General features: G+C 71.9%; 21 protein-coding genes and 1 tRNA gene. 11 read left to right on the forward strand and 11 right to left on the reverse strand.

Annotation, left to right across the window (positions count from 1 at the left end):
• The first annotated feature begins 30 nt into the window (after positions 1 to 30).
• Positions 31 to 894: a PAC2 family protein gene (locus tag WFK95_RS07185; protein ID WP_255604208.1), complete on the forward strand. Its 864-nt coding sequence runs from the start codon at positions 31 to 33 to the stop codon at positions 892 to 894.
• Positions 895 to 913: 19 nt separating this feature from the next.
• On the opposite strand, the gene WFK95_RS07190 is transcribed toward WFK95_RS07185, so the two are convergent.
• Together WFK95_RS07190 and mshC are read right to left on the reverse strand one after the other, a co-directional pair.
• Positions 914 to 1,225, reverse strand: a complete 312-nt coding sequence (locus WFK95_RS07190; protein ID WP_224651275.1) for a hypothetical protein — start codon at positions 1,223 to 1,225, stop codon at positions 914 to 916.
• Between the two features lie 25 nt (positions 1,226 to 1,250).
• Positions 1,251 to 2,495, reverse strand: a complete 1,245-nt coding sequence (gene mshC, locus WFK95_RS07195) for a cysteine--1-D-myo-inosityl 2-amino-2-deoxy-alpha-D-glucopyranoside ligase (protein WP_336670297.1) — start codon at positions 2,493 to 2,495, stop codon at positions 1,251 to 1,253.
• Between the two features lie 249 nt (positions 2,496 to 2,744).
• Here mshC and WFK95_RS07200 point away from each other — a divergent pair, with 249 nt between their 5' ends.
• The 4 genes from WFK95_RS07200 (at position 2,745) to WFK95_RS07215 (ending at position 5,737) form a co-directional block, all read left to right on the forward strand.
• Positions 2,745 to 3,665: a TIGR04222 domain-containing membrane protein gene (locus WFK95_RS07200; protein ID WP_336670298.1), complete on the forward strand. Its 921-nt coding sequence runs from the start codon at positions 2,745 to 2,747 to the stop codon at positions 3,663 to 3,665.
• 106 nt (positions 3,666 to 3,771) lie between these two features.
• A complete protein-coding gene (locus WFK95_RS07205; RefSeq protein WP_336670299.1) occupies positions 3,772 to 4,683 on the forward strand; it encodes a TIGR04222 domain-containing membrane protein in 912 nt (303 codons plus the stop codon).
• A gap of 5 nt (positions 4,684 to 4,688) precedes the next feature.
• Positions 4,689 to 5,558 carry a DUF692 domain-containing protein gene (locus WFK95_RS07210; protein ID WP_336670300.1) on the forward strand — a complete coding sequence of 290 codons (870 nt, stop codon included), beginning with the start codon at positions 4,689 to 4,691 and terminating at the stop codon, positions 5,556 to 5,558.
• Positions 5,555 to 5,737 carry a hypothetical protein gene (locus WFK95_RS07215; protein WP_336670301.1) on the forward strand — a complete coding sequence of 61 codons (183 nt, stop codon included), beginning with the start codon at positions 5,555 to 5,557 and terminating at the stop codon, positions 5,735 to 5,737. Before WFK95_RS07210 ends, WFK95_RS07215 begins: the two co-directional genes overlap by 4 nt.
• Positions 5,738 to 5,760: 23 nt before the next feature.
• Here the strand turns inward: WFK95_RS07215 and WFK95_RS07220 are convergent, their stop codons facing one another.
• The 5 genes from WFK95_RS07220 to dapA all read right to left on the reverse strand — a co-directional run bounded on the left by WFK95_RS07220 (position 5,761) and on the right by dapA (position 9,939).
• Positions 5,761 to 6,531, reverse strand: coding sequence for an SCO1664 family protein (locus WFK95_RS07220; protein ID WP_336670712.1), 771 nt, complete (start codon positions 6,529 to 6,531; stop codon positions 5,761 to 5,763).
• A gap of 6 nt (positions 6,532 to 6,537) precedes the next feature.
• Positions 6,538 to 7,119, reverse strand: coding sequence for a DUF3090 domain-containing protein (locus tag WFK95_RS07225; RefSeq protein WP_224651265.1), 582 nt, complete (start codon positions 7,117 to 7,119; stop codon positions 6,538 to 6,540).
• Positions 7,116 to 7,775, reverse strand: a complete 660-nt coding sequence (locus tag WFK95_RS07230) for a histidine phosphatase family protein (protein WP_336670302.1) — start codon at positions 7,773 to 7,775, stop codon at positions 7,116 to 7,118. The genes WFK95_RS07225 and WFK95_RS07230 overlap by 4 nt, the downstream gene beginning before the upstream one ends.
• A 139-nt stretch (positions 7,776 to 7,914) precedes the next feature.
• Positions 7,915 to 8,829 carry an alpha/beta hydrolase gene (locus WFK95_RS07235; protein WP_224651261.1) on the reverse strand — a complete coding sequence of 305 codons (915 nt, stop codon included), beginning with the start codon at positions 8,827 to 8,829 and terminating at the stop codon, positions 7,915 to 7,917.
• 213 nt (positions 8,830 to 9,042) lie between these two features.
• Positions 9,043 to 9,939, reverse strand: a complete 897-nt coding sequence (gene dapA, locus WFK95_RS07240) for a 4-hydroxy-tetrahydrodipicolinate synthase (protein WP_224651259.1) — start codon at positions 9,937 to 9,939, stop codon at positions 9,043 to 9,045.
• A 70-nt stretch (positions 9,940 to 10,009) separates the two neighbouring features.
• Between dapA and WFK95_RS07245 the strand changes: the two genes are divergently transcribed.
• Positions 10,010 to 10,873: a LysR substrate-binding domain-containing protein gene (locus tag WFK95_RS07245; RefSeq protein ID WP_336670303.1), complete on the forward strand. Its 864-nt coding sequence runs from the start codon at positions 10,010 to 10,012 to the stop codon at positions 10,871 to 10,873.
• Here the strand turns inward: WFK95_RS07245 and WFK95_RS07250 are convergent.
• Entirely contained in the window at positions 10,860 to 11,705 is an 846-nt protein-coding gene (locus WFK95_RS07250; RefSeq protein ID WP_336670304.1) for an undecaprenyl-diphosphate phosphatase, read from the reverse strand. The genes WFK95_RS07245 and WFK95_RS07250 overlap by 14 nt on opposite strands.
• 63 nt (positions 11,706 to 11,768) lie before the next feature.
• On the opposite strand from WFK95_RS07250, the gene WFK95_RS07255 reads away from it, so the two are divergent.
• From WFK95_RS07255 to WFK95_RS07265, 3 genes are read left to right on the forward strand one after another with little or no spacing between them, the layout of a single operon-like run.
• The gene (locus tag WFK95_RS07255; protein WP_336670305.1) at positions 11,769 to 12,773 is read left to right on the forward strand and encodes a YncE family protein; all 1,005 of its coding nucleotides are present in this window, start codon (positions 11,769 to 11,771) and stop codon (positions 12,771 to 12,773) included.
• Positions 12,774 to 12,780: 7 nt separating this feature from the next.
• Positions 12,781 to 13,032 carry a DUF5703 family protein gene (locus WFK95_RS07260; RefSeq protein ID WP_224645182.1) on the forward strand — a complete coding sequence of 84 codons (252 nt, stop codon included), beginning with the start codon at positions 12,781 to 12,783 and terminating at the stop codon, positions 13,030 to 13,032.
• A 26-nt stretch (positions 13,033 to 13,058) separates the two neighbouring features.
• Positions 13,059 to 14,132 carry a quinone-dependent dihydroorotate dehydrogenase gene (locus WFK95_RS07265; RefSeq protein WP_224645201.1) on the forward strand — a complete coding sequence of 358 codons (1,074 nt, stop codon included), beginning with the start codon at positions 13,059 to 13,061 and terminating at the stop codon, positions 14,130 to 14,132.
• Between the two features lie 60 nt (positions 14,133 to 14,192).
• On the opposite strand, the gene WFK95_RS07270 is transcribed toward WFK95_RS07265, so the two are convergent.
• Both WFK95_RS07270 and WFK95_RS07275 read right to left on the reverse strand, forming a co-directional pair.
• Positions 14,193 to 14,726 carry a YbhB/YbcL family Raf kinase inhibitor-like protein gene (locus tag WFK95_RS07270; RefSeq protein ID WP_224645181.1) on the reverse strand — a complete coding sequence of 178 codons (534 nt, stop codon included), beginning with the start codon at positions 14,724 to 14,726 and terminating at the stop codon, positions 14,193 to 14,195.
• A 29-nt stretch (positions 14,727 to 14,755) separates the two neighbouring features.
• Entirely contained in the window at positions 14,756 to 16,096 is a 1,341-nt protein-coding gene (locus WFK95_RS07275) for a M20/M25/M40 family metallo-hydrolase (RefSeq protein WP_224645180.1), read from the reverse strand.
• 103 nt (positions 16,097 to 16,199) lie between these two features.
• Here WFK95_RS07275 and WFK95_RS07280 point away from each other — a divergent pair.
• Positions 16,200 to 16,285, forward strand: a tRNA-Leu gene (locus WFK95_RS07280).
• Positions 16,286 to 16,326: 41 nt separating this feature from the next.
• On the opposite strand, the gene WFK95_RS07285 is transcribed toward WFK95_RS07280, so the two are convergent.
• Positions 16,327 to 16,572, reverse strand: a complete 246-nt coding sequence (locus WFK95_RS07285) for a hypothetical protein (RefSeq protein ID WP_336670306.1) — start codon at positions 16,570 to 16,572, stop codon at positions 16,327 to 16,329.
• A 138-nt stretch (positions 16,573 to 16,710) separates the two neighbouring features.
• Between WFK95_RS07285 and WFK95_RS07290 the strand changes: the two genes are divergently transcribed.
• Positions 16,711 to 17,700 (forward strand): DUF4185 domain-containing protein, encoded by a 990-nt coding sequence (locus WFK95_RS07290; RefSeq protein WP_224645178.1) that lies wholly within the window; start codon positions 16,711 to 16,713, stop codon positions 17,698 to 17,700.
• Positions 17,701 to 17,703 lie beyond the last annotated feature (3 nt).

Here is a 17,703-nt window from a genome sequence, read left to right on the forward strand (position 1 = left end):
CAAATCGAATCTTCACGACCGGCGCGTACTCTGATCGAAGTGACGTCCTTCCCTGAGCTCGACCGCCCGGTCCTCATCGCGGCGTTCGAGGGCTGGAACGATGCGGGCGACGCCGCGTCGGGCGCCGTCGAGCACCTCGAGCTGACCTGGGACGCGAAACTCATCACCGAGGTCGACTCGGACGACTTCTACGACTTCCAGGTCAACCGGCCGATCATCAAGCAGGTCGACGGGGTGACCCGCGCCGTCGAGTGGCCGTCGACCACGCTCTCCGTGTGCCGGCCGCCCAAGGCCGACCGCGACGTGGTGCTGCTCCGCGGCACGGAGCCGAACTTCCGGTGGCGCGCGTTCTGCGACCAGCTGCTCGCGATCTTCACCGAGCTGCACATCGACAGCGTCGTGATCCTGGGATCGCTCCTCGCGGACACGCCGCACACCCGTCCGGTTCCCGTCACGGGCGCCGGCTACGACGCGGACTCGGCGAAGCGCTTCGGCCTCGAGCAGAACCGGTACGAGGGCCCCACCGGGATCACGGGCGTCCTGCAGGACGCGTGCGTGCGCTCGGGCTTCCCCGCGGTCTCCTTCTGGGCCGCGGTGCCGCACTACGTCTCCCAGCCCCCGAACCCGAAGGCCACCGTCGCCCTGCTGCAGCGCGTGGAGCACGCGCTCGACCTCGCCGTGCCGCTCGGTGACCTGCCGACCCGCGCCGAGGCGTGGGAGGCGTCCGTGACGGAGATGACCGAGGACGACGAGGACATCGCCGACTACGTGCGCGGGCTCGAGGAGCGTGGCGATGCGGAGGCGAAGGACGTCGAGCAGCACATCGACGCCGACGCCATCGCGGAGGAGTTCGAGAAGTACCTGCGGCGACGGGACCCGGGCACGGGCCCCTAGCGGTGCGGGGCGGGTGGCGCTAGCCGATCCGCTCGATCGAGACGACCGGCGTGGTGATGCGCCAGGTGCGCACGTCCGGGTCGTCGGCGGCGCGGACCCAGAACTGTGCCGACTCGCCCACCCGGCAGCTCTTGATCCCCAGCAGCGGGATGTCCTCCGAGTCGCGGCGCAGCGAGCTGATGCTCCACTGCTCGCCCTCGGATTCGCCGCCGATGCCCGGCGCGCGCATCAGGGTCATCTCCCCCAGATCGACCACGTACGTGGACGTGCGGGTCTGTACGGTCCACACGCCCTCGGTCAGATCCGGGGCCAGCTCGCTGACGGTCCTCACAGGCGCAATATAGCGTGTCGCGCTGTCAGGCCGCGGCAGGTACGCCGAGCAGCGCGTCGATCGCGAGGGCCACGGCGGCCGGCGCGCCGGCGTCGGGACCGCCGACGGTGACGGCCTTCTCGGCCCAGGCGTCGATCGCGGCGAGGGCGTGCGGGGTGTCCAGATCGTCCGCGAGGTACCGGCGGACGCGGGCGATGAGCTCTGCGCCGTCCGGGCCCGACGACGCCTGGAAAGCCCGGCGCCACAGGTCCAGCCGCGCCAGAGCGCGCTGCAGTACCTCGTCGGACCACGGCCGGTCCTGCCGGTAGTGCCCCTCGAACAGACCCAGCCGGATCGCGGCCGGGTCGACGCCCGAGCGCCGCAGCTTCGAGACGAAGACGAGGTTGCCGCGGCTCTTCGACATCTTCTCGCCGTCGAGGCCGATCATCGCCGCGTGCACGTAGTGCCGCGCGAAGCGGCGCTCACCGGTCGCCGCCTCGACGTGTGCCGCGGAGTACTCGTGGTGCGGGAAGATCAGGTCGCTGCCGCCGCCCTGGACGTCGAAAGTCGCGCCCAGGCGGTTCGCCGCGATCGCGGCGCACTCGATGTGCCACCCGGGGCGGCCGGGGCCCTGCGGCGAGGGCCACGAGGGCTCGCCGGGGCGCTCGGCGCGCCACAGGATCGGATCGATGCTGTCGCGCTTGCCCGGGCGGTCGGGATCGCCGCCGCGCTCGGCGAAGAACTTCTCCATCGTCGCGCGGTCGTAGCCCGACTCGTAGCCGAACTGCTCCGTGGCGTCGGAGCGGTAGTAGACGTCGGGGAACTCGCGATCGTCGACGACGTAGGCCGAGCCGTTGTCCAGGAGCTTCCCGACGTACTCGACGACCTCGTCGACCGACTCGACCGCCCCGATGTAGTCGCGCGGCGGGATCACCCGCAGCGCCTCCATGTCCTCGCGGAACAGGTCGGTCTCCCGGGCGCCCAGATCGCGCCAGTCGATCCCGTCGCGCTCGGCCCGCTCGAACAGCGGATCGTCGACGTCGGTCACGTTCTGCACGTAGTGCACCTCGTGGCCGTTGTCCCGCAGCACGCGGTTGACCAGGTCGAACGCGAGGTACGTGGCGGCGTGACCGAGGTGCGTCGCGTCGTAGGGGGTGATGCCGCAGACGTACATCCCCGCCACGGCGCCGGGGTTCACGGGACGCACCGCCGCGTCGGAGGTGTCGTAGAGGCGCAGCGGGACCGACGGTCCGGGCACGGTGGGGACGGTGGGGGTCGGCCAGGAACGCATAACCCCCACCCTATGCGTACCTTCGCGGGCGTGGATTCCGGGCCGGATCGGCGGCCGGCGCCGCAGTCATCGGCCGCGCTCTCCGCCCGCCCGCGGCGATCGCACCGGGAACAGCCCGTCCGACGAGGGACGATCCTGTGCCGCACGAACTCTCAGCAAACTCTTGCCCCCGGTTACTAGCGGGTAGCCCGATCTGCCGCCATGCTTTACCCAACGTTGAAGGTCCGCCCGTCCCAGGAGGTGAATGTCATGTCCCGCAATCCATTCGAGAACGTCCTCGACCATCTGTTCCCCACCGAGTCCCGATGGTTCCTGTACTGCCTGCTCGGCGGCATCGCCTTCGCCCTGACCTGGCGTTTCCTGACCGCCGTCCGGCGCCCGGTCGTCGAGCACCCACCGCTCACCGTGGCGGAGATCGCCTGCCTGCGGTCGTGGCAGGCACCGCTCGTCGCGACGATGGGCCTGCTCAGAGCGGGTGGGCACCTCGACGCCGACGGCCGCGCAGATCCCACGCGGCCCCTCCCACCCGCCACGGACGACTTCACCCGCCGGATGCTGCACCGGCTCGACGGCTCGCAGTTCTCCGTGAATCTGCTGCTCCACGACCAGCTGGGCCCGCTGCGGGACTTGGAGGACGGCCTCGCACGGCGCGGCTACCTGCGGACGGGCGGTGAACGCTGGCGCACCCGGTTCGGTGCGATGCCGCTCGCCGCCGTCGTGGTCGCGGGGGTCGTGTGCACGCCCGTGCTGGCCCTCACCGGGCGTCATCCGGTGGAGGCCGCGGTCATGTCCTTCCTCGTCCCGTCCGTGCTCACGGCCGTCTTCCTCGTCCCCCCGCTCATGTCTGCGCCTCGCACCACCCGCGCGGGAAAGCGGCTCCTCGCGGCCGAGCAGGCTCGAGCGAGCTACCTCAAGCCCGCCCTGCGGCCCGCCTTCGCCACGTACGGCGCTGGCGCGGTGGGGCTGTCCGTCGCCCTCTTCGGCACCGCCGCCCTCTGGCAGATCGACCCCAGGTACGCAGCGGCGATGGCCGTAGCGGGCGGCACGGGCAGCGGCGGCGCCGGATCCTCCTGCGGCAGCTCCTTCACCTGCGGCGGCTCCTCCTGCGGCGGAGGCTCCTCGTGCGGCGGCGGGGGTGGCTGTGGCGGCGGCGGAGGCTGCGGCGGCTGAGCCGCCTCGCGCATCCCCATCCCAGAACCCGATCCCCAGAACCACCGGGCCCTCCGCAGCAAGGGCACCGGGATCTCATCGAACCCGACACCAGGAGGTGAACGTCATGCCCCGCACCGCACTCGAGACAGTCATCGCAACGCTCCTCCCCACCGAGACCCGCTGGTTCCTGTACCTGCTGGTCGGCGGGGTCGCGCTCGCGCTCGCTTGGCGGTTCGCGACCGCGCCGCGGCGGCGCACCGTCGTCGATCCCCCGCTGTCGGCCGTCGAGCTGGCGTGCGTGCGCAGCCGGCAGGCCCCCGTCGTGGTGGCGCTGGCCCAGTTGCGCGCCGGCGGGCACGTCAGCACCGTCCGGCAGATGACCGGCCCACCACTGCCGCCCGACGCGGATCCGTTCGTCCGCGCCGTCCACGCGTACTGCGACGACCGCTCGTCGTACACGGTGGACGAGGTCACCGACGCGCTGTCGGACGAGCTCGACGCGCTCGAGGAGCGCCTGTCCGCCCGCGGCTACGTGCGCTCCGAGACGGACCGCTGGCGGATGCGGCTCGGGGCGCCCCCGGTGACGGCGGCCGCGGTCGGGGGCGCGATCACCGCCTTCGTACGACTCGTCATCCTCGGCCAGGAGAAGCTCGCGCTCCTCCCCGGAGTCCTGGTGCCGTCGTTGATCACCCTGACCTTCATCGCGCCGCACCTGTGGTCGGTCGGCCGAGGTACCCGCGCCGGGAATCGCCTGCTCCGGGCCGAGAAGGTTCGCCTGGGGTACCTCGCGCCCTCTCTGAAGCCGGCCTGGGCGACCTACGGCGCCGCCGCCGTCGGACTGTCCGTGGCCGTCTTCGGCACGACCGCCCTGTGGCAGTTCGACGGTGACTTCGCCGGGAACGTCGAGCTGGCGGGCAGCGCGGAGGCCACGGGCGACGGCGGGGCCTCGTGCGGCGGCGCGTCCTGCGGCGGCGCAGGGGGCTGTGGCAGCGGCTGCGGGGGTTGTGGCGGCTGCGGCGGGTGCGGAGGAGGATGAGCGGCATGACGCGCGCCGTCCCTCGCCACGTGACCGCCCTCGGGCCCCTCGGCCTGGGCTGGCGGCGCGAGATCGCCGGGATCATCGCCGACCTGCGGCCCGGCTTCTGCGAGGTGATCGCCGAGTCCGTCCCGATCCGGCGCGGCCGGGCGCAGATCGACCCCCTGTTGGCGGACCTCCGCGATCGCGGCGTCCCGCTCGTGCCGCACGGCGTCGCGCTCTCGCTGGGCGGCGTCGAGGAGCTCGAACCGGACCGCGTGCACCGTCTGGTCGCCTGCGCAGAAGCCTTCGGGGCGCCGCTGGTCAGCGAGCACATCGCCTTCGTCCGCGCCGGCGGCATCGAGGCCGGCCACCTGCTGCCGGTCCCCCGCACCCGGGAAGCGCTCGACGTACTGGTCCGCAACATCACCCGGATGCAGGACGCGCTGCCGGTTCCGCTGGCCGTCGAGAACATCGCGGCCTTCCTGCGGTGGCCCGAGGAGGAGTACACCGAAGCGGAGTTCCTCACCGAGCTGCTGGAGCGCACCGGTGCGCTGCTCGTGCTGGACGTGGCGAACGTCTACGCCAACGCGCTCAACCGGGGCCGCGACGCGCTGGCCGAACTGGCGCGGCTGCCCGTCGACCGGATCGCCTACAGCCACGTCGCGGGCGGTTCCGAGGGCGGCGGTCGGTACCACGACACGCACATCGACCCGGTCAACGCCGGTGTGCTCGAGCTGGTCACGGCCCTGCGGGAGCGCGTGGACGTGCCGTTCATGCTCGAGCGCGACGGTCGCTACCCGCCCGCGGCCGAACTCTTCGACGAGCTCGACGCCATCGCCGCGGCCGCCGGCTGTCCGCCGATCACCGAGCACGCGCGGAAGGAGTGGGCATGAGCCTGCGGGAACGTCAGGAGGCACTGGTCCGGGCCCTCGTCGCCGACGGTCCCGTGCCGGACGGCTTCGATCCGGACGAGGTCGCGGCCGCCGGGGCGGTGTGCCGGCACAAGCGCGACGCGCACGCGGCGCACGCGGAGGCGCCCCGTCGGACCGGGTGGCTGCCGCGGCGCGGCTGACCGGACGCTCCCGGAGGGACGGATCAGAAGGGCGGCCAGGGGATCGGCCGGCTCGGGGTGGGCAGCGGCATCGCGCCGAGTTCGAGGAGGATCTCCGCGCGCTCGACGAGCGCGGCCTGCTCCGCGTCGGTGATGAGCCCGGTCAGGTCCGGCGGAGTGTCCCGGAAGGACTCGACGTCGGCAAGCAGCTCGTCGCCGACGGGGCGGCCCGCCCAGCCCCACAGCACGGTCCGGAGCTTCGGCGCGCTGTGCAGGCAGATGCCGTGGTCCACGCCCTGCACGCGGCCGTCCGGGCCGGTGAGCACGTGGCCGCCCTTGCGGTCGGCGTTGTTGATGAGCACGTCGAGCACCGCGAGGCGGCGCAGCCGCGGGTCGTCGGCGTGCGCGAGGGCGACCTCAGCGATGCCGTCCGGCGCGTCCTCGTCCTCCACGTAGCCGGTGAAGACCTTCAGGTAGCTCTCGGGCACCCCGTCGAGCGGGAACAGGTCGACGAGGTCCGGGCCGTCCTCCGGTTCGACGACCCAGCGCTGCACCATCCCGGGCCCGAGCGGACCGTCGCGCAGCACGGTCTCGGGGATGAGGCCCCAGCCGAGCGCCTCCGAGACCCGGTACGAAGCGACCTCGCGGCCGGCGAGTGTCCCGTCGGGGAAGTCCCACAGCGGCACCTCGCCGCGGATCGGCTTGTAGACCGCCCGCTCCCCCGTGTCGCCGAGGTCGCAGAGCAGGGTGGCGTTGGAGGCGCTGGTGATCCGGCCGAGGATCGTCAGATCGGCGCTCTCGAGGTCCACCGTCAGGTCCACCTACTCGTCCTCGGAACCGAAGGCGGCGCCGCGGCGGTAGCCGTTGAGGCGCACGCACATGTGCCCGTCGGCGTCGAGCGGCTCGCCGCAGAGCGGGCACGCCGGGCGGCCCGCGCCGAGGACCTTCTCCGAGCGGTTGGCGAACTCCCGGGCGGCGACGGGGGTGAGGAAGACGCGGACCGCGTCGGGGCCCTCCTCGGCGTCATCGGCGAGCACGACGGACTCGTCGAGCTCCTGCTCGGTGATCGCGAGGAGCTCGATGACCACCGCCTTCTCCTCGGAGTCCCAGCCCAGGCCCATGGTGCCGACGCGGAACTCCGCGTCGACGGGCATCACGAGCGGCTGCAGGTCGGTGACGGGCGTGTCGGCGGCGGGCATCGCGGTGCCGAAGCGGCGGGCCACCTCGTCGAGCAGCGCGGCGATGCGCTCGGCGAGCACCTCCACCTGCTGCTTCTCCAGCAGCACGGAGACGATGCGCGAATCGTGCACGGCCTGCAGGTAGAAGGCACGATCGCCGGGCTGCCCGACGGTGCCCACGACGAACCTGTCGGGGGTGCGGAAAACATGGACGGAGCGGCTCATGCCTCGCCTCCCACCGTGGCCTCCTTGGCTGGACGTTTGGGCAGCGTGACGGTACCGGACGAGTTGACGCACTGCACGAGCGGGCGCGCGGGACCGTAGGTCACGACGGAGACGGACGCCGGGGCGACGAAGAGCCGCTGGAACTGGTCCAGGTGCGTGCCGAGCGCGTCGGCGACGACGGCTTTGATCACGTCGCCGTGGCTGCACGCCACCCAGACGGCACCGGGTCCGTGCTCCTCGGTGAAGCGGCGGTCCGCCTCGCGGATCGCGGCGACCGCGCGGGCCTGGACGTCGGCGAGCCCCTCGCCGTCGGGGAAGACGGCCGCGGAGGGCTGCTGCTGCACGACCTTCCACAGGGGCTCCTGCAGCAGGTCCTTGATCGCGCGGCCGGTCCAGGTGCCGTAGTCGACCTCGACGAGCCGGTCGTCGACCTCGGGAGTGAGGCCGTGCGCGGCGGCGAGCGGCGCGAGGGTCTGTTCGCAGCGCAGGAGCGGAGAACGGACGGCGGCCACGAGCTCGACGTCGGCGAGGCGACCGACGAGATCGGCGGCCTGGGCGCGGCCGGCGTCGTCGAGCGCGACGCCCTCGGCCCGTCCCGCGAGCACCCCGGAGGTGTTCGCGGTCGAGCGGCCGTGGCGCAGCAGGATCACGGTCATGCCCCGAGTCTATGCACGCGGGACGTCCTGTCCCGCCCTCTGATCGCTCAGGGCTGAACCGGAGGCCGGTGGGTTCACGTGGGACGCCGTCGCGAACACTGCTCCACCGCTCCACTGCCGTTCAACGACCACCGTGGGGTCACTGCGTTCTCGCGAAGGCGGTGATCGCCTGTGCAGCGGCGGTGGAGAACGGAAGGGCCGCAGTGTAGTTCGCCGGATCCCGGCTGGGATCCTGCTTGAGAACGTGCGAGACGCCGGTGAGCCGGACGAAGGTGAGATCGGCGCTGGTGAGCCCGGCCGCGAGGTGATCAACGTCCGCGCAGCTGACCTGGATGTCGGAATCACTACAGGTCAGAAGCACCGGGTAGTCGGTGGGCAGAGTCCGGGCGAGGTCCGGCGGGTCGATCCGGTCCAACTCCTGCAGAAACTTCGCCGTGCCGGGATTGAGTACCGACTGCAACGCGGGCGGAAGATTCGCGGGCACGGTCCCGGTCGCGCGAACCTGCGCGATGCCGGAGGCGAGCGAGGCCAGCAGTGCGTCGCCGTCGGACCGAGACATCGACCCCGCCTTCTCCGCAGCCGCGACCTGGTCGGCGAGCTGCCGTGAGATCACGTCGAGGTAGCGGCGACTCAGCGGTTCGAGCAGCCCAACGGCTCGCACCGCCGGCCCGGCGCGGTCGGCAGCGAGTTGCAGGGCGAACAGCGCCCCTTCGCTGTGCCCGTACGCCGAGAGCCGGTTCCGGTCGACCGACGGCCTCGACGCGAGGTAGGCGAGCGCATCGCGCGCCTCCCCCGTGAAAACGTCCGCGCCGAGCGCAGCGGGATCGGCCCCGTACCGTCCGACCCCGGTCTTCCCCGACCCGAGCTTGTCGTACCGCAAGCTCGCGACGCCGGCGTCCGCGAGTCGGTTCGCGACCGATTTGAGGGTGTCCACTGTGCCCGGTAGCAACCGGGAGTTACCGTCGCGGTCGGTCGGGCCGCTTCCAGCGATGATCAGCGCCGCCGGAGCGGGCGCACCGGTCGCGGGACGTTGCAGTGTGCCGTGGATCGTCACGCCGCCGCTGTCGAACGTGACCTCGTCGTCGACCCACGAACTCGGCGCCGTGGAACTCGTGGTGCTATTCGCATCCGGTGGCGATGGAGTTGCTGGCGAGCAGCCCGCCACCAAGCCCAGAGTCGCTGCCGCCGCGACGCCGGCGATCCTGTGCATCCACATAGTTACCTCCCCGAACGAAAACAACTGCGCCGTCAGGGTAGATCGCGTCGACTACGCGGCGACGACGGACCTCGCCAGAGCGCATGCGGCGGCGACGGCACCGTCGGACGCCGGGAGCAGCGGGAGGCGCACTGCGGGCGTGGCGATCCGGCCCTGCGCGGCCAGGACACCCTTGATCACCGTCGGATTGGGCTCGGCGAACAGCGCCGCCGCCAGTTCCGCGAGGGCGCCGCCGATCACGCGGGCCTCCTCGAGCCGGTGCTCGCGCCACGCCGCGACGAGCGCCGCGAACTCCCCCGCGGCGACGTTGGCGCACGCGGAGATCGCGCCGTGTCCGCCGAGTGCCAACACGGCGCCGACGAAGGCGTCGTCGCCCGCGAGGACCGAGATCGCGCCGGGCGTCGCGGTGTTGATCGCCGCGAGCAGGCGCACCGTCGTCTCGGTGACTCCGCCGGCGGCGTGCTTGAACCCGCCCACCCCGTCGATGGCGGCGAGTTCGAGCAGCGTCTCCAGGGACAACGTGCGTCCGGTGCGCTGCGGGATGTCGTAGACGATCACCGGCACCGGGCTCGCGGCGGCGACCCTGCGGTAGTGCTCGACCACGCCCGCCTCCGAGGGCCGGGTGTAGTACGGGACGACGACGAGCGCGAAGTCTGCTCGCGGGTCGATGCCGCCGAGCGCGGCCGCGGTGTCAGCCGTCGCGTTGCTGCCGACGCCCACGGTGAGAACGGCGCGGTGCTCGGCGCAGACCCCGCCGATCCGGTCGATCACGGCGGCCCGCTCCGCGGGGGTCAGGGTCGCGGGCTCACCCGTGGTGCCGAGGGCGAGGAGGCCGTCGGCACCGTCGGCGAGGGTGTCGTGGGCCAGGCGCTCGAGCGAGGCGAGGTCGACGGTGCCGTCCGCGGCGAACGGCGTGACGAGGGGGACGTGGAGGCCGGTGAGCTGCATGGTCCCAGGTTCCGACACCGCGAGTGAAAGATCCAGCACGATATTCCGATGTCGAGCGTAAGCTGAGCTTATGCTCGACGCGCACCGGCTGCGCCTCCTCCGGGAGCTCTCGCTGCGCGGCACCATCACGGCCGTCGCGCAGGCGCTCGACTACACCCCCTCGGCCGTCTCGCAGCAGCTCGCGACGCTGGAGCGCGAGGCCGGGAGGCCCCTGCTCGAGCGCACCGGCCGCACCGTCCGGCTCACCGAGGCCGGCCGGATCCTCGCCGGCCACGCCGACGCGGTGCTCGAACGCCTCGAACGGGCCCGCGCGGAGATCGACGCCCTCGGCACGGAGGTCGCGGGCGAATTGCGGATCGGCGCGTTCAGCTCCGCCATGCGAACCGTGATCACCCCGGCACTCCTGCGCCTCTCGCGCGACCACCCGCTGCTCCGCGTCCGCGTCACCGAGATCGACCCCGCGACGGCGCCCGAAGAACTGCGCTCCCGGCGGCTCGACGTCGCCCTGCTCCAGAGCTACGACTGCCTGCCCACGCGCGAGGAACCCGCGCTCGACACCGAGCCGCTGTTCGACGAGGCCGTGCACCTCGCGACCCCGCGGGATCGCGCACGTGCGCTCGCCGACTGCGCCGAGGAGCGCTGGATCTCGGGCACCGTCGGCACGCTGTGCGACGACGCCACCGTCCGGACCTGCGAGAACGCGGGCTTCACGCCGCGCGTGCGGCACCGCACCGACGATTTCACCGCCGTCCTCGCGCTGGTCGAAGCCGGGCAGGGGGTGGCCGTGATCCCCGATCTGGCTGCAGTCGACGTGCCGGAGGCGGTCCTGCTCACCCCGCTGGCCGTGGTCCGGCACACCGCGCTGGCCTATCGGCGCGGCGCGGCCCGCGACCCGCTCATCGGGGCGGCGCGGGCGGCGCTCAGGTCGCGCTGATCACGCCGCCCCAGAGCAGGCCCAGGACCAGGAAACCGACCGCGATGCGGTAGCCGACGAACCAGTTCAGCGAGTGCTTCGCGACGAAGTTCAGCAGCCAGGCGATCGCGGCGTAGCCCACGACGAAGGCGATCACGGTCGCGACCAACAGCTGCGGGCCCGAGGCGTGCAGTCCCTCGCCGGCGGGCTTGAAGGCGTCCGGGAGGCTGAACAGGCCCGACGCGGTGACCGCGGGGATCGCGAGCAGGAAGGAGAGCCGCACCGCTGCCTCGCGCTGCAGGCCGAGGAACAGGCCCGCGCTCGACGTGGCGCCGGAGCGGGAGACGCCGGGGATCAGCGCCAGGCACTGAGCGAAGCCCATGATGATGCCGTCGCGGGCCGTGACCTGCTCCAACGGGCGCTGACGGTTCGCGTAGAACTTCGAGCTCACGTACTCCGCGGCGAAGATGACGATGGAGAAGACGATGAGCATCGTCGCCACCAGGTACAGGTTCCGGGCCGCGGTGCGGATCTCGTCCTTGAACAGGTAGCCGAGCACGCCGATCGGAATCGTGCCGATGATCACGTACCAGCCGATCCGGTAGTCGACGCCCCGCTCGCCCGCGTCGAACAGGCCGCGGAACCACGCCACCACGATGCGGTAGATGTCGCGGGCGAAGTAGATCAGCACCGCCAGCTCGGTGCCCAGCTGCGTGACCGCGGTGAACGAGGCTCCCGCGTCGTCGCCGAACCAGAGCTCCGAGACGATTCGCAGGTGCCCCGAGGACGAGACGGGAAGGAACTCCGTCAACCCCTGCACCAAGCCGAGCACGATCGCCTGCAACCACGTCATGTCCACCCGGGCAGGCTACCGGCCGCAGCCGGGACGGGCCCGGGGCGGTAGTTTCGAGGGATCATGAGCCGCACCTTCGCCTCCCGGATCGCCGCCCTCACCGTCGTCGCAGCGGTCGCCCTCACCGGCTGTTCGACGATGCCCGCGCGGGAGGACCGCCCGACGATCGTCCCGGCCCAGCCCGCCGTCGCGCCCGAGCCCGCCACCGCCCCCGCCGGAGTGGTCGCCCCCGCCGCCGCGGGCGAGGGCCTCGCCTTCGACGCGAAGAACCGCCGCCTGGCCGCGATCAGCGGGACCGAGATCGTGCAGTACACCGTCGACGGCGGCCTCAAGGAGGTCGGGCGGTCGAGCATGCCGGCACGGCCGAGTCAGGTCGTCGCGAACCCGGACGGCGGATTCCTGGTCGCGGCCGGCAAGCAGGTCGTCGAGCTCCCCGGAAGCGACGGCACCGTCGGCCGCGCGACCTACGACGTCGACGGCGATGTGCTCACGGTCGCCCCGTACCGCGAGGACGGCCTCTCCGTCCTCGCCGGGACGTCGGACGGCCGGATCGTCGCGCTCGGGGCATCGTCGAACCCGAAGACCATCACCGGCCCCGTCGAGGCGAGCAAGATCCTCGTGCACGACGGCGACGTGGCTGTCGTCGACCGGCTGCAGTCCTCCGTGTCCGCGGTCGACGTCGCGGGCGGCAAGCTCGGCAAGGGCCTGCGCGTGGGCCGCGGCATCACCAACGCCGCCGTCGACCCGTACGGACGTCTGTTCGCCGTCGACACGGGGAAGAACCAGGTCATCGGCTACACGATCGAGCCGTTGATGCAGCGGTTCCTGTACCCGGAGAAGGGCTCGCCCTGGGCCGTCGACTACGACGACACCGACAAGCTGATGTGGGTCACCCGCACCGCGACGAACGAGGTGGTCGGGTACTCGCTGAACACCGGCATTCCCGAACAGCGCAAGCTGTACCCCACCGTGCGCCAGCCGAACGCGCTGGCGGTGGACGCGACGACCGGGACCCTGTACGTGCAGTCGGCGACCGGCGCTGGCATCCAGGCGATCCCCACCCGCTAGGAGCCCCATGACCACGACCGCAGGCGCACGGGAGGGCGGCGCGTTCAGCGACGAGGAGTACGATTTCCTGCCGTTGCGATTGCCGCGGGAGGTCTCCCGCGTCACCGCGGCGATGCGCCTCGCCATCGAGGCCGAGTTCGGCGGGTGGGAGCTGTCCCGCGTGCGGCTGTACACCGACGGTTCGCGGCGGGTCCTGCTGCGCCGCAAACGCACGAAAACGTCCGGCATGCTGCCGCCGGACGCCACGAAGGGGTTGTAAACACCATGCCGGCGATGTCCCAGGCGATCTACCGGTCGCTCCTGAACGTGCTGTTCCTCGTCTCGCCCGAGCGGATCCACCACTGGGTCTTCGGTCTGATCCGGGGTACCACCGCCGTCCCGCCCGTTCGGGCCGGGATCCGACGGGGCCTCGCGCACCGGGACCCGATCCTCGAGCAGACCGTCTTCGGCGTCCGCTTCCCCGCGCCCGTCGGCCTGGCCGCCGGCTTCGACAAGAACGCCCGCGCCGTCAACGGCTGGGGCGCGCTCGGCTTCGGTTTCGCCGAGATCGGCACCGTCACCGCCCACGCGCAGCCCGGCAATCCGACGCCGCGCCTGTTCCGGCTCCCCGCCGATCGTGCCCTGATCAATCGCATGGGCTTCAACAACTACGGCGCCGGCGCCGCCGCGAACGAGCTGCGTAAGCGCGACGCCGGACCCACCGCGGTGCCGATCGGCGCGAACATCGGCAAGACCAAGGTCACCCCGCTCGAGGGCGCCGCCGACGACTACCGGATCAGCGCCATGCTGCTCGGACCGCTCGCCGACTTCATCGTCGTCAACGTCTCCTCCCCCAACACCCCGGGCCTGCGCGACCTCCAGGCCACCGAATCGCTGCGCCCCGTGCTGCAGGCCGTCGTCGACACCGTCACCGTGCCGGTGCTGGTGAAGATCGCGCCCGACCTCGCCGACGAGGACGTCGACGCCGTGGCCGACCTCGCGAAGGAGCTCGGTCTCGCCGGCATCGTCGCCACCAACACCACGATCAGCCGCGCGGGCCTGGCGACGCCGGACGCCGAGGTCGAGGCCATGGGCGCGGGCGGCCTGTCCGGCCGGCCCGTCAAGGCGCGCTCGCTGGAGGTCCTGCGGCGCCTCTCCGCCCGCGTGGGCGACGACCTGGTGCTGATCTCGGTCGGCGGCATCGAGACCGCCGACGAGGTCTACGAGCGCATCCGCGCCGGCGCCTCGCTGGTGCAGGTGTACACCCAGTTCATCTACGGCGGTCCCGCGTGGACCCGGTCCGTGCACAAGGAGCTGGCCGCACGCCTGCGCGCCGACGGCTTCGCCTCGATCTCCGAGGCGGTAGGCGTCGATCGCTGACGCCCTGATCGTACGACGAAGGCCGCGCCCGGGATCGCCGGGCGCGGCCTTCGTCCCCGGTCAGACCTGCGCGTAGGTCGCCGTGATCGAGCCGCGGGCGATGGCGGCGCCGAACAGGTTGAAGCCCAGGTAGGCGGGCGTCGCCGTGGCCGGAAGGTCCAGCTTCTCCACGCCGAGCGCGTGCACGACGAAGATGTACCGGTGCGGGCCGTGCCCGGCGGGCGGCGCGGCACCGATGTAGCGCGGCAGGCTCGCGTCGTTGTTGAGCGTCAGCGCGCCCTCCGGGAGCGAGCCCGGCGCACCGTCGCCCGCGCCGGCGGCGAGGGACGTGACAGAGGCGGGGATGTTCGCGACCGCCCAGTGCCAGAATCCGGAGGCGGTCGGTGCGTCGGGGTCGTAGCAGGTCACGGCGTAGGACTTGGTGCCCGCCGGCGCGCCGCTCCAGGACAACTGCGGCGAGACGTCCTCGCCGCCCGCGCCCATGATGCCGCTGCGGTGCGCAACGGGGAGCTCGGCCCCGTCGACGATGCTCTCGGAGGTGACGGTCAGCGCCGGAAGGGCGGGCAGCCCCGCGTACGGATCGAACGAAGTCATGGCGATTTCCTCTCGTGGTGCGCGGATCTCTAGGAGTTCATCAGGAAGTGCTCGAAGACCTGTGTACCGAACTTCAGCGCGTCGACGGGGACGCGCTCGTCGACGCCGTGGAACAGCGCCGCGAAATCCAGCTCCTCGGGCAGCTGCAGGGGCGCGAAGCCGAAGCAGCGGATCCCGAGTTTGGCGAAGGCCTTCGCATCGGTCCCGCCCGACAGCATGTACGGCACCGTGCGGCCGTCCGCGTCGAACGCGAGGATCGCGTCGTTCATGGCGTCGACGAGATCCCCGTCGAACTGGGTCTCGTACGAGTCGAGCTTGGTGATCCACTCCCGCTCGATGTCCGGGCCCAGGATCTCGTCGAGCTCCTTCTCGAACGCGGCCTGCCGGCCCGGTAGGACGCGGCAGTCGATGACGGCCTCGGCGGTCTGCGGGATGACGTTCGCCTTGTAGCCCGCCTTGAGCATGGTGGGGTTGGCGGTGTCGCGGAGCGTGGCGCCGACGATGCGGGCGAGCCCGCCGATCTTGGCGAGCTGGCCCTCGAGGTCCGGCCCGTCCAGGTCGATGTCGATCGTCGACTCCCGGTCGAGGGCGCGGAGGAACTCGATCACGCTGTCGGTCAGAACCAGCGGGAACGTATGCCGGCCGAGACGGGCGACCGCCTCCGACAGGAGGGTGACCGCGTTGTCCTCGTGCACGAACGATCCGTGCCCGGCCCGTGCCTTCGCGGTCAGGCGCATCCAGCACATGCTCTTCTCGGCGGTCTCCACGAGGTACAGGCGCTTCTTGTCGCCCGACGGGGTGTCGACGGTCAGCGAGAAACCGCCGACCTCGCCCACGGCCTCCGTGACGCCCGCGAACAGCTCCGGCCGGTGCTTGACCAGCCAGTGCGATCCCCACGTCCCTCCGGCCTCCTCGTCGGCCAGGAAGGCGAACGTGATGTCGCGCGGCGGGACCGTGCCCGTCGACTTCAGCTGGCGCGCGAGCGCGAGCATGATGCCGCACATGTCCTTCATGTCGACCGCGCCGCGGCCCCACACGTAGCCGTCCTCGACGGCGCCCGAGAACGGGTGCACGCTCCAGTCGGCGGGCTCCGCGGGCACCACGTCGAGGTGCCCGTGCACGAGCAGGGTGCCCCGCTTCGGGTTCGCGCCCTTGAGGGTCGCGAAGACGTTGCCGCGGCCGGGCTGGCCCGACTCGACGTACACGGTCTCGTACCCGACCTCCTCCAGCTGCGCCTGGACCCAGCGGGCGCACTCGGCCTCACCCTTGGTGGTCTCGAGCTCACCGGTGTTGGAGGTGTCGAATCGGATCAGGGCGCTCACGGTCTCGACGACCTCGTCGAGCGCGTTCACTGCAGTAGCCACACCCATATGAGTACCACGGACGGGCGACGACTTCGTCGCGCCCACGGTGCCCCCGACGTGCCGATTTGGTTTCCCGGGCCCCCGTGGATTACGGTTAACGAGCTTCCCAGCGCGGGTGGCGGAATGGCAGACGCGCTAGCTTGAGGTGCTAGTGTCCTACTAATGGACGTGGGGGTTCAAGTCCCCCTCCGCGCACAACGACGAAAACCCCGGCCCCGGCCGGGGTTTTCGCGTTTCTACTGGACGGGCTGCGGCGCCAGCTCGATGCGGTGCGACGGCGCCCAGACGACGTCGTCGTGCAGCGACAGGAAGCTGTACTCGACCGTCTCGGTGCCGCCCGATTCGTCGAGCCGGAGCCCCGACAGTCGCCCCGCCGCCAGCAGCCGGCCCTCGGCGTCGAAGATCCGCGCATCGCGATCGGTGACGGCGTCGTAGTCCGCGTGGAAGGCCTCGTACAGTTCGCGTCCCGTGAACGTTTCCATACCGTTCATGGTGCTCCCGTTCGCGCCCGGCCGCGACGGATTCCGCGGCGTACCGGACATTCGGAACAGTTCCCCCGAACCTGTCCCCGCACCGCCGGAGCGGCGCGCGACGACGCCCCGTCTGGCAGGCTGACGGACGTGCCCCAGTCGATCGAGCCCACCCGCCTCCGCAAGCTCCGCGACATCACGCCCGTCACCCGGTTCGGTGTCGGCGGTACCGATCTGGGCATCGCGTGCCGCGTCGGCGACGAGGTGCTCTACGTCTTCGGGGACACTTTCGAGGGGCTGAGCATCGGCGCCGGCGAGTGGCGCTCCCCCGTCGGGTTGTTCGGCGACCGCAACGGCGTCATGAGCCGCCCCGCCGGCCCCGATCCCGAGCGCGCGCGCCAGCTGCTCGACTACTCGCACGACACCGGCCGGTTCACGACGATCCTGCCCACGACGTGCATCCGGGTCGACGGGGTCCTGTACCTGCACACGATGACCATGCAGAGCCTCGACACCGTCGTGCAGACGGGCCTGTGGCGCAGCGACGACGGTGCCGCGACGTGGCGGGAGATCGCGCAGTACAACGCCGGCCACGCGGACGGCGCCTGGTGCATGTGGGCCCTGTGCCCGGCCCCGGACGGCTACACCTACAGCGTCTCCACGGGCGGCCTCACGCGCGACAAGGGCCTGCGGCTGCACCGGATGCGGACGGAAACCCTCGGCACCCTCCGCAAGGGCGTCAACGTCGAATGGGAGTCCTGGGGCTGGCGGCGGGACACGGGCTGGGCGTGGGGCAACCCGCCCACGGATCTCGCGCTCGGCCAGGGCTACGGCGAGCTCTCCCTGTCGCTGGTGGAGGACACCTGGGTGCTGACCTACTTCGACGCCACCGGCTACCGGATCGCCGCCCGGTTCGCCGACAGGATCGACGGGGTGTGGTCCGATCCGGTGACGCTGCTGCAGGGCTCGTCGTGGCAGGACGAGGACCACGCGGCGGGCCGGGTCGCCCAGCTGTACGGCGGCTACCTCGTCCCCGGCTCGACGTTGGAGTCCGCACGCCTCGTCGTCTCGCAGTGGAACACCGCGGTCGGGCACCCGTACAAGTCGATGATGTTCACCGGCGCCCTGCGCCGGCCGTGACGC

The organism is Tsukamurella sp. USMM236, from assembly GCF_037148755.1.
GTDB lineage: Bacteria > Actinomycetota > Actinomycetes > Mycobacteriales > Mycobacteriaceae > Tsukamurella.

Coding starts and splice junctions, on each gene's coding strand:
- WFK95_RS07270 (WP_224645181.1), bottom strand. CDS start 14,726: ATGACTTCGTTCGATCCGTACGCGGGGCTGCCCGCCCTTCCGGCGCTG.
- WFK95_RS07230 (WP_336670302.1), bottom strand. CDS start 7,775: ATGACCGTGATCCTGCTGCGCCACGGCCGCTCGACCGCGAACACCTCC.
- WFK95_RS07205 (WP_336670299.1), top strand. CDS start 3,772: ATGCCCCGCACCGCACTCGAGACAGTCATCGCAACGCTCCTCCCCACC.
- WFK95_RS07215 (WP_336670301.1), top strand. CDS start 5,555: ATGAGCCTGCGGGAACGTCAGGAGGCACTGGTCCGGGCCCTCGTCGCC.
- dapA (WP_224651259.1), bottom strand. CDS start 9,939: ATGCAGCTCACCGGCCTCCACGTCCCCCTCGTCACGCCGTTCGCCGCG.
- WFK95_RS07255 (WP_336670305.1), top strand. CDS start 11,769: ATGAGCCGCACCTTCGCCTCCCGGATCGCCGCCCTCACCGTCGTCGCA.
- mshC (WP_336670297.1), bottom strand. CDS start 2,495: ATGCGTTCCTGGCCGACCCCCACCGTCCCCACCGTGCCCGGACCGTCG.
- WFK95_RS07210 (WP_336670300.1), top strand. CDS start 4,689: ATGACGCGCGCCGTCCCTCGCCACGTGACCGCCCTCGGGCCCCTCGGC.
- WFK95_RS07200 (WP_336670298.1), top strand. CDS start 2,745: ATGTCCCGCAATCCATTCGAGAACGTCCTCGACCATCTGTTCCCCACC.
- WFK95_RS07250 (WP_336670304.1), bottom strand. CDS start 11,705: ATGACGTGGTTGCAGGCGATCGTGCTCGGCTTGGTGCAGGGGTTGACG.
- WFK95_RS07285 (WP_336670306.1), bottom strand. CDS start 16,572: ATGGAAACGTTCACGGGACGCGAACTGTACGAGGCCTTCCACGCGGAC.
- WFK95_RS07245 (WP_336670303.1), top strand. CDS start 10,010: ATGCTCGACGCGCACCGGCTGCGCCTCCTCCGGGAGCTCTCGCTGCGC.
- WFK95_RS07260 (WP_224645182.1), top strand. CDS start 12,781: ATGACCACGACCGCAGGCGCACGGGAGGGCGGCGCGTTCAGCGACGAG.
- WFK95_RS07225 (WP_224651265.1), bottom strand. CDS start 7,119: ATGAGCCGCTCCGTCCATGTTTTCCGCACCCCCGACAGGTTCGTCGTG.
- WFK95_RS07275 (WP_224645180.1), bottom strand. CDS start 16,096: ATGGGTGTGGCTACTGCAGTGAACGCGCTCGACGAGGTCGTCGAGACC.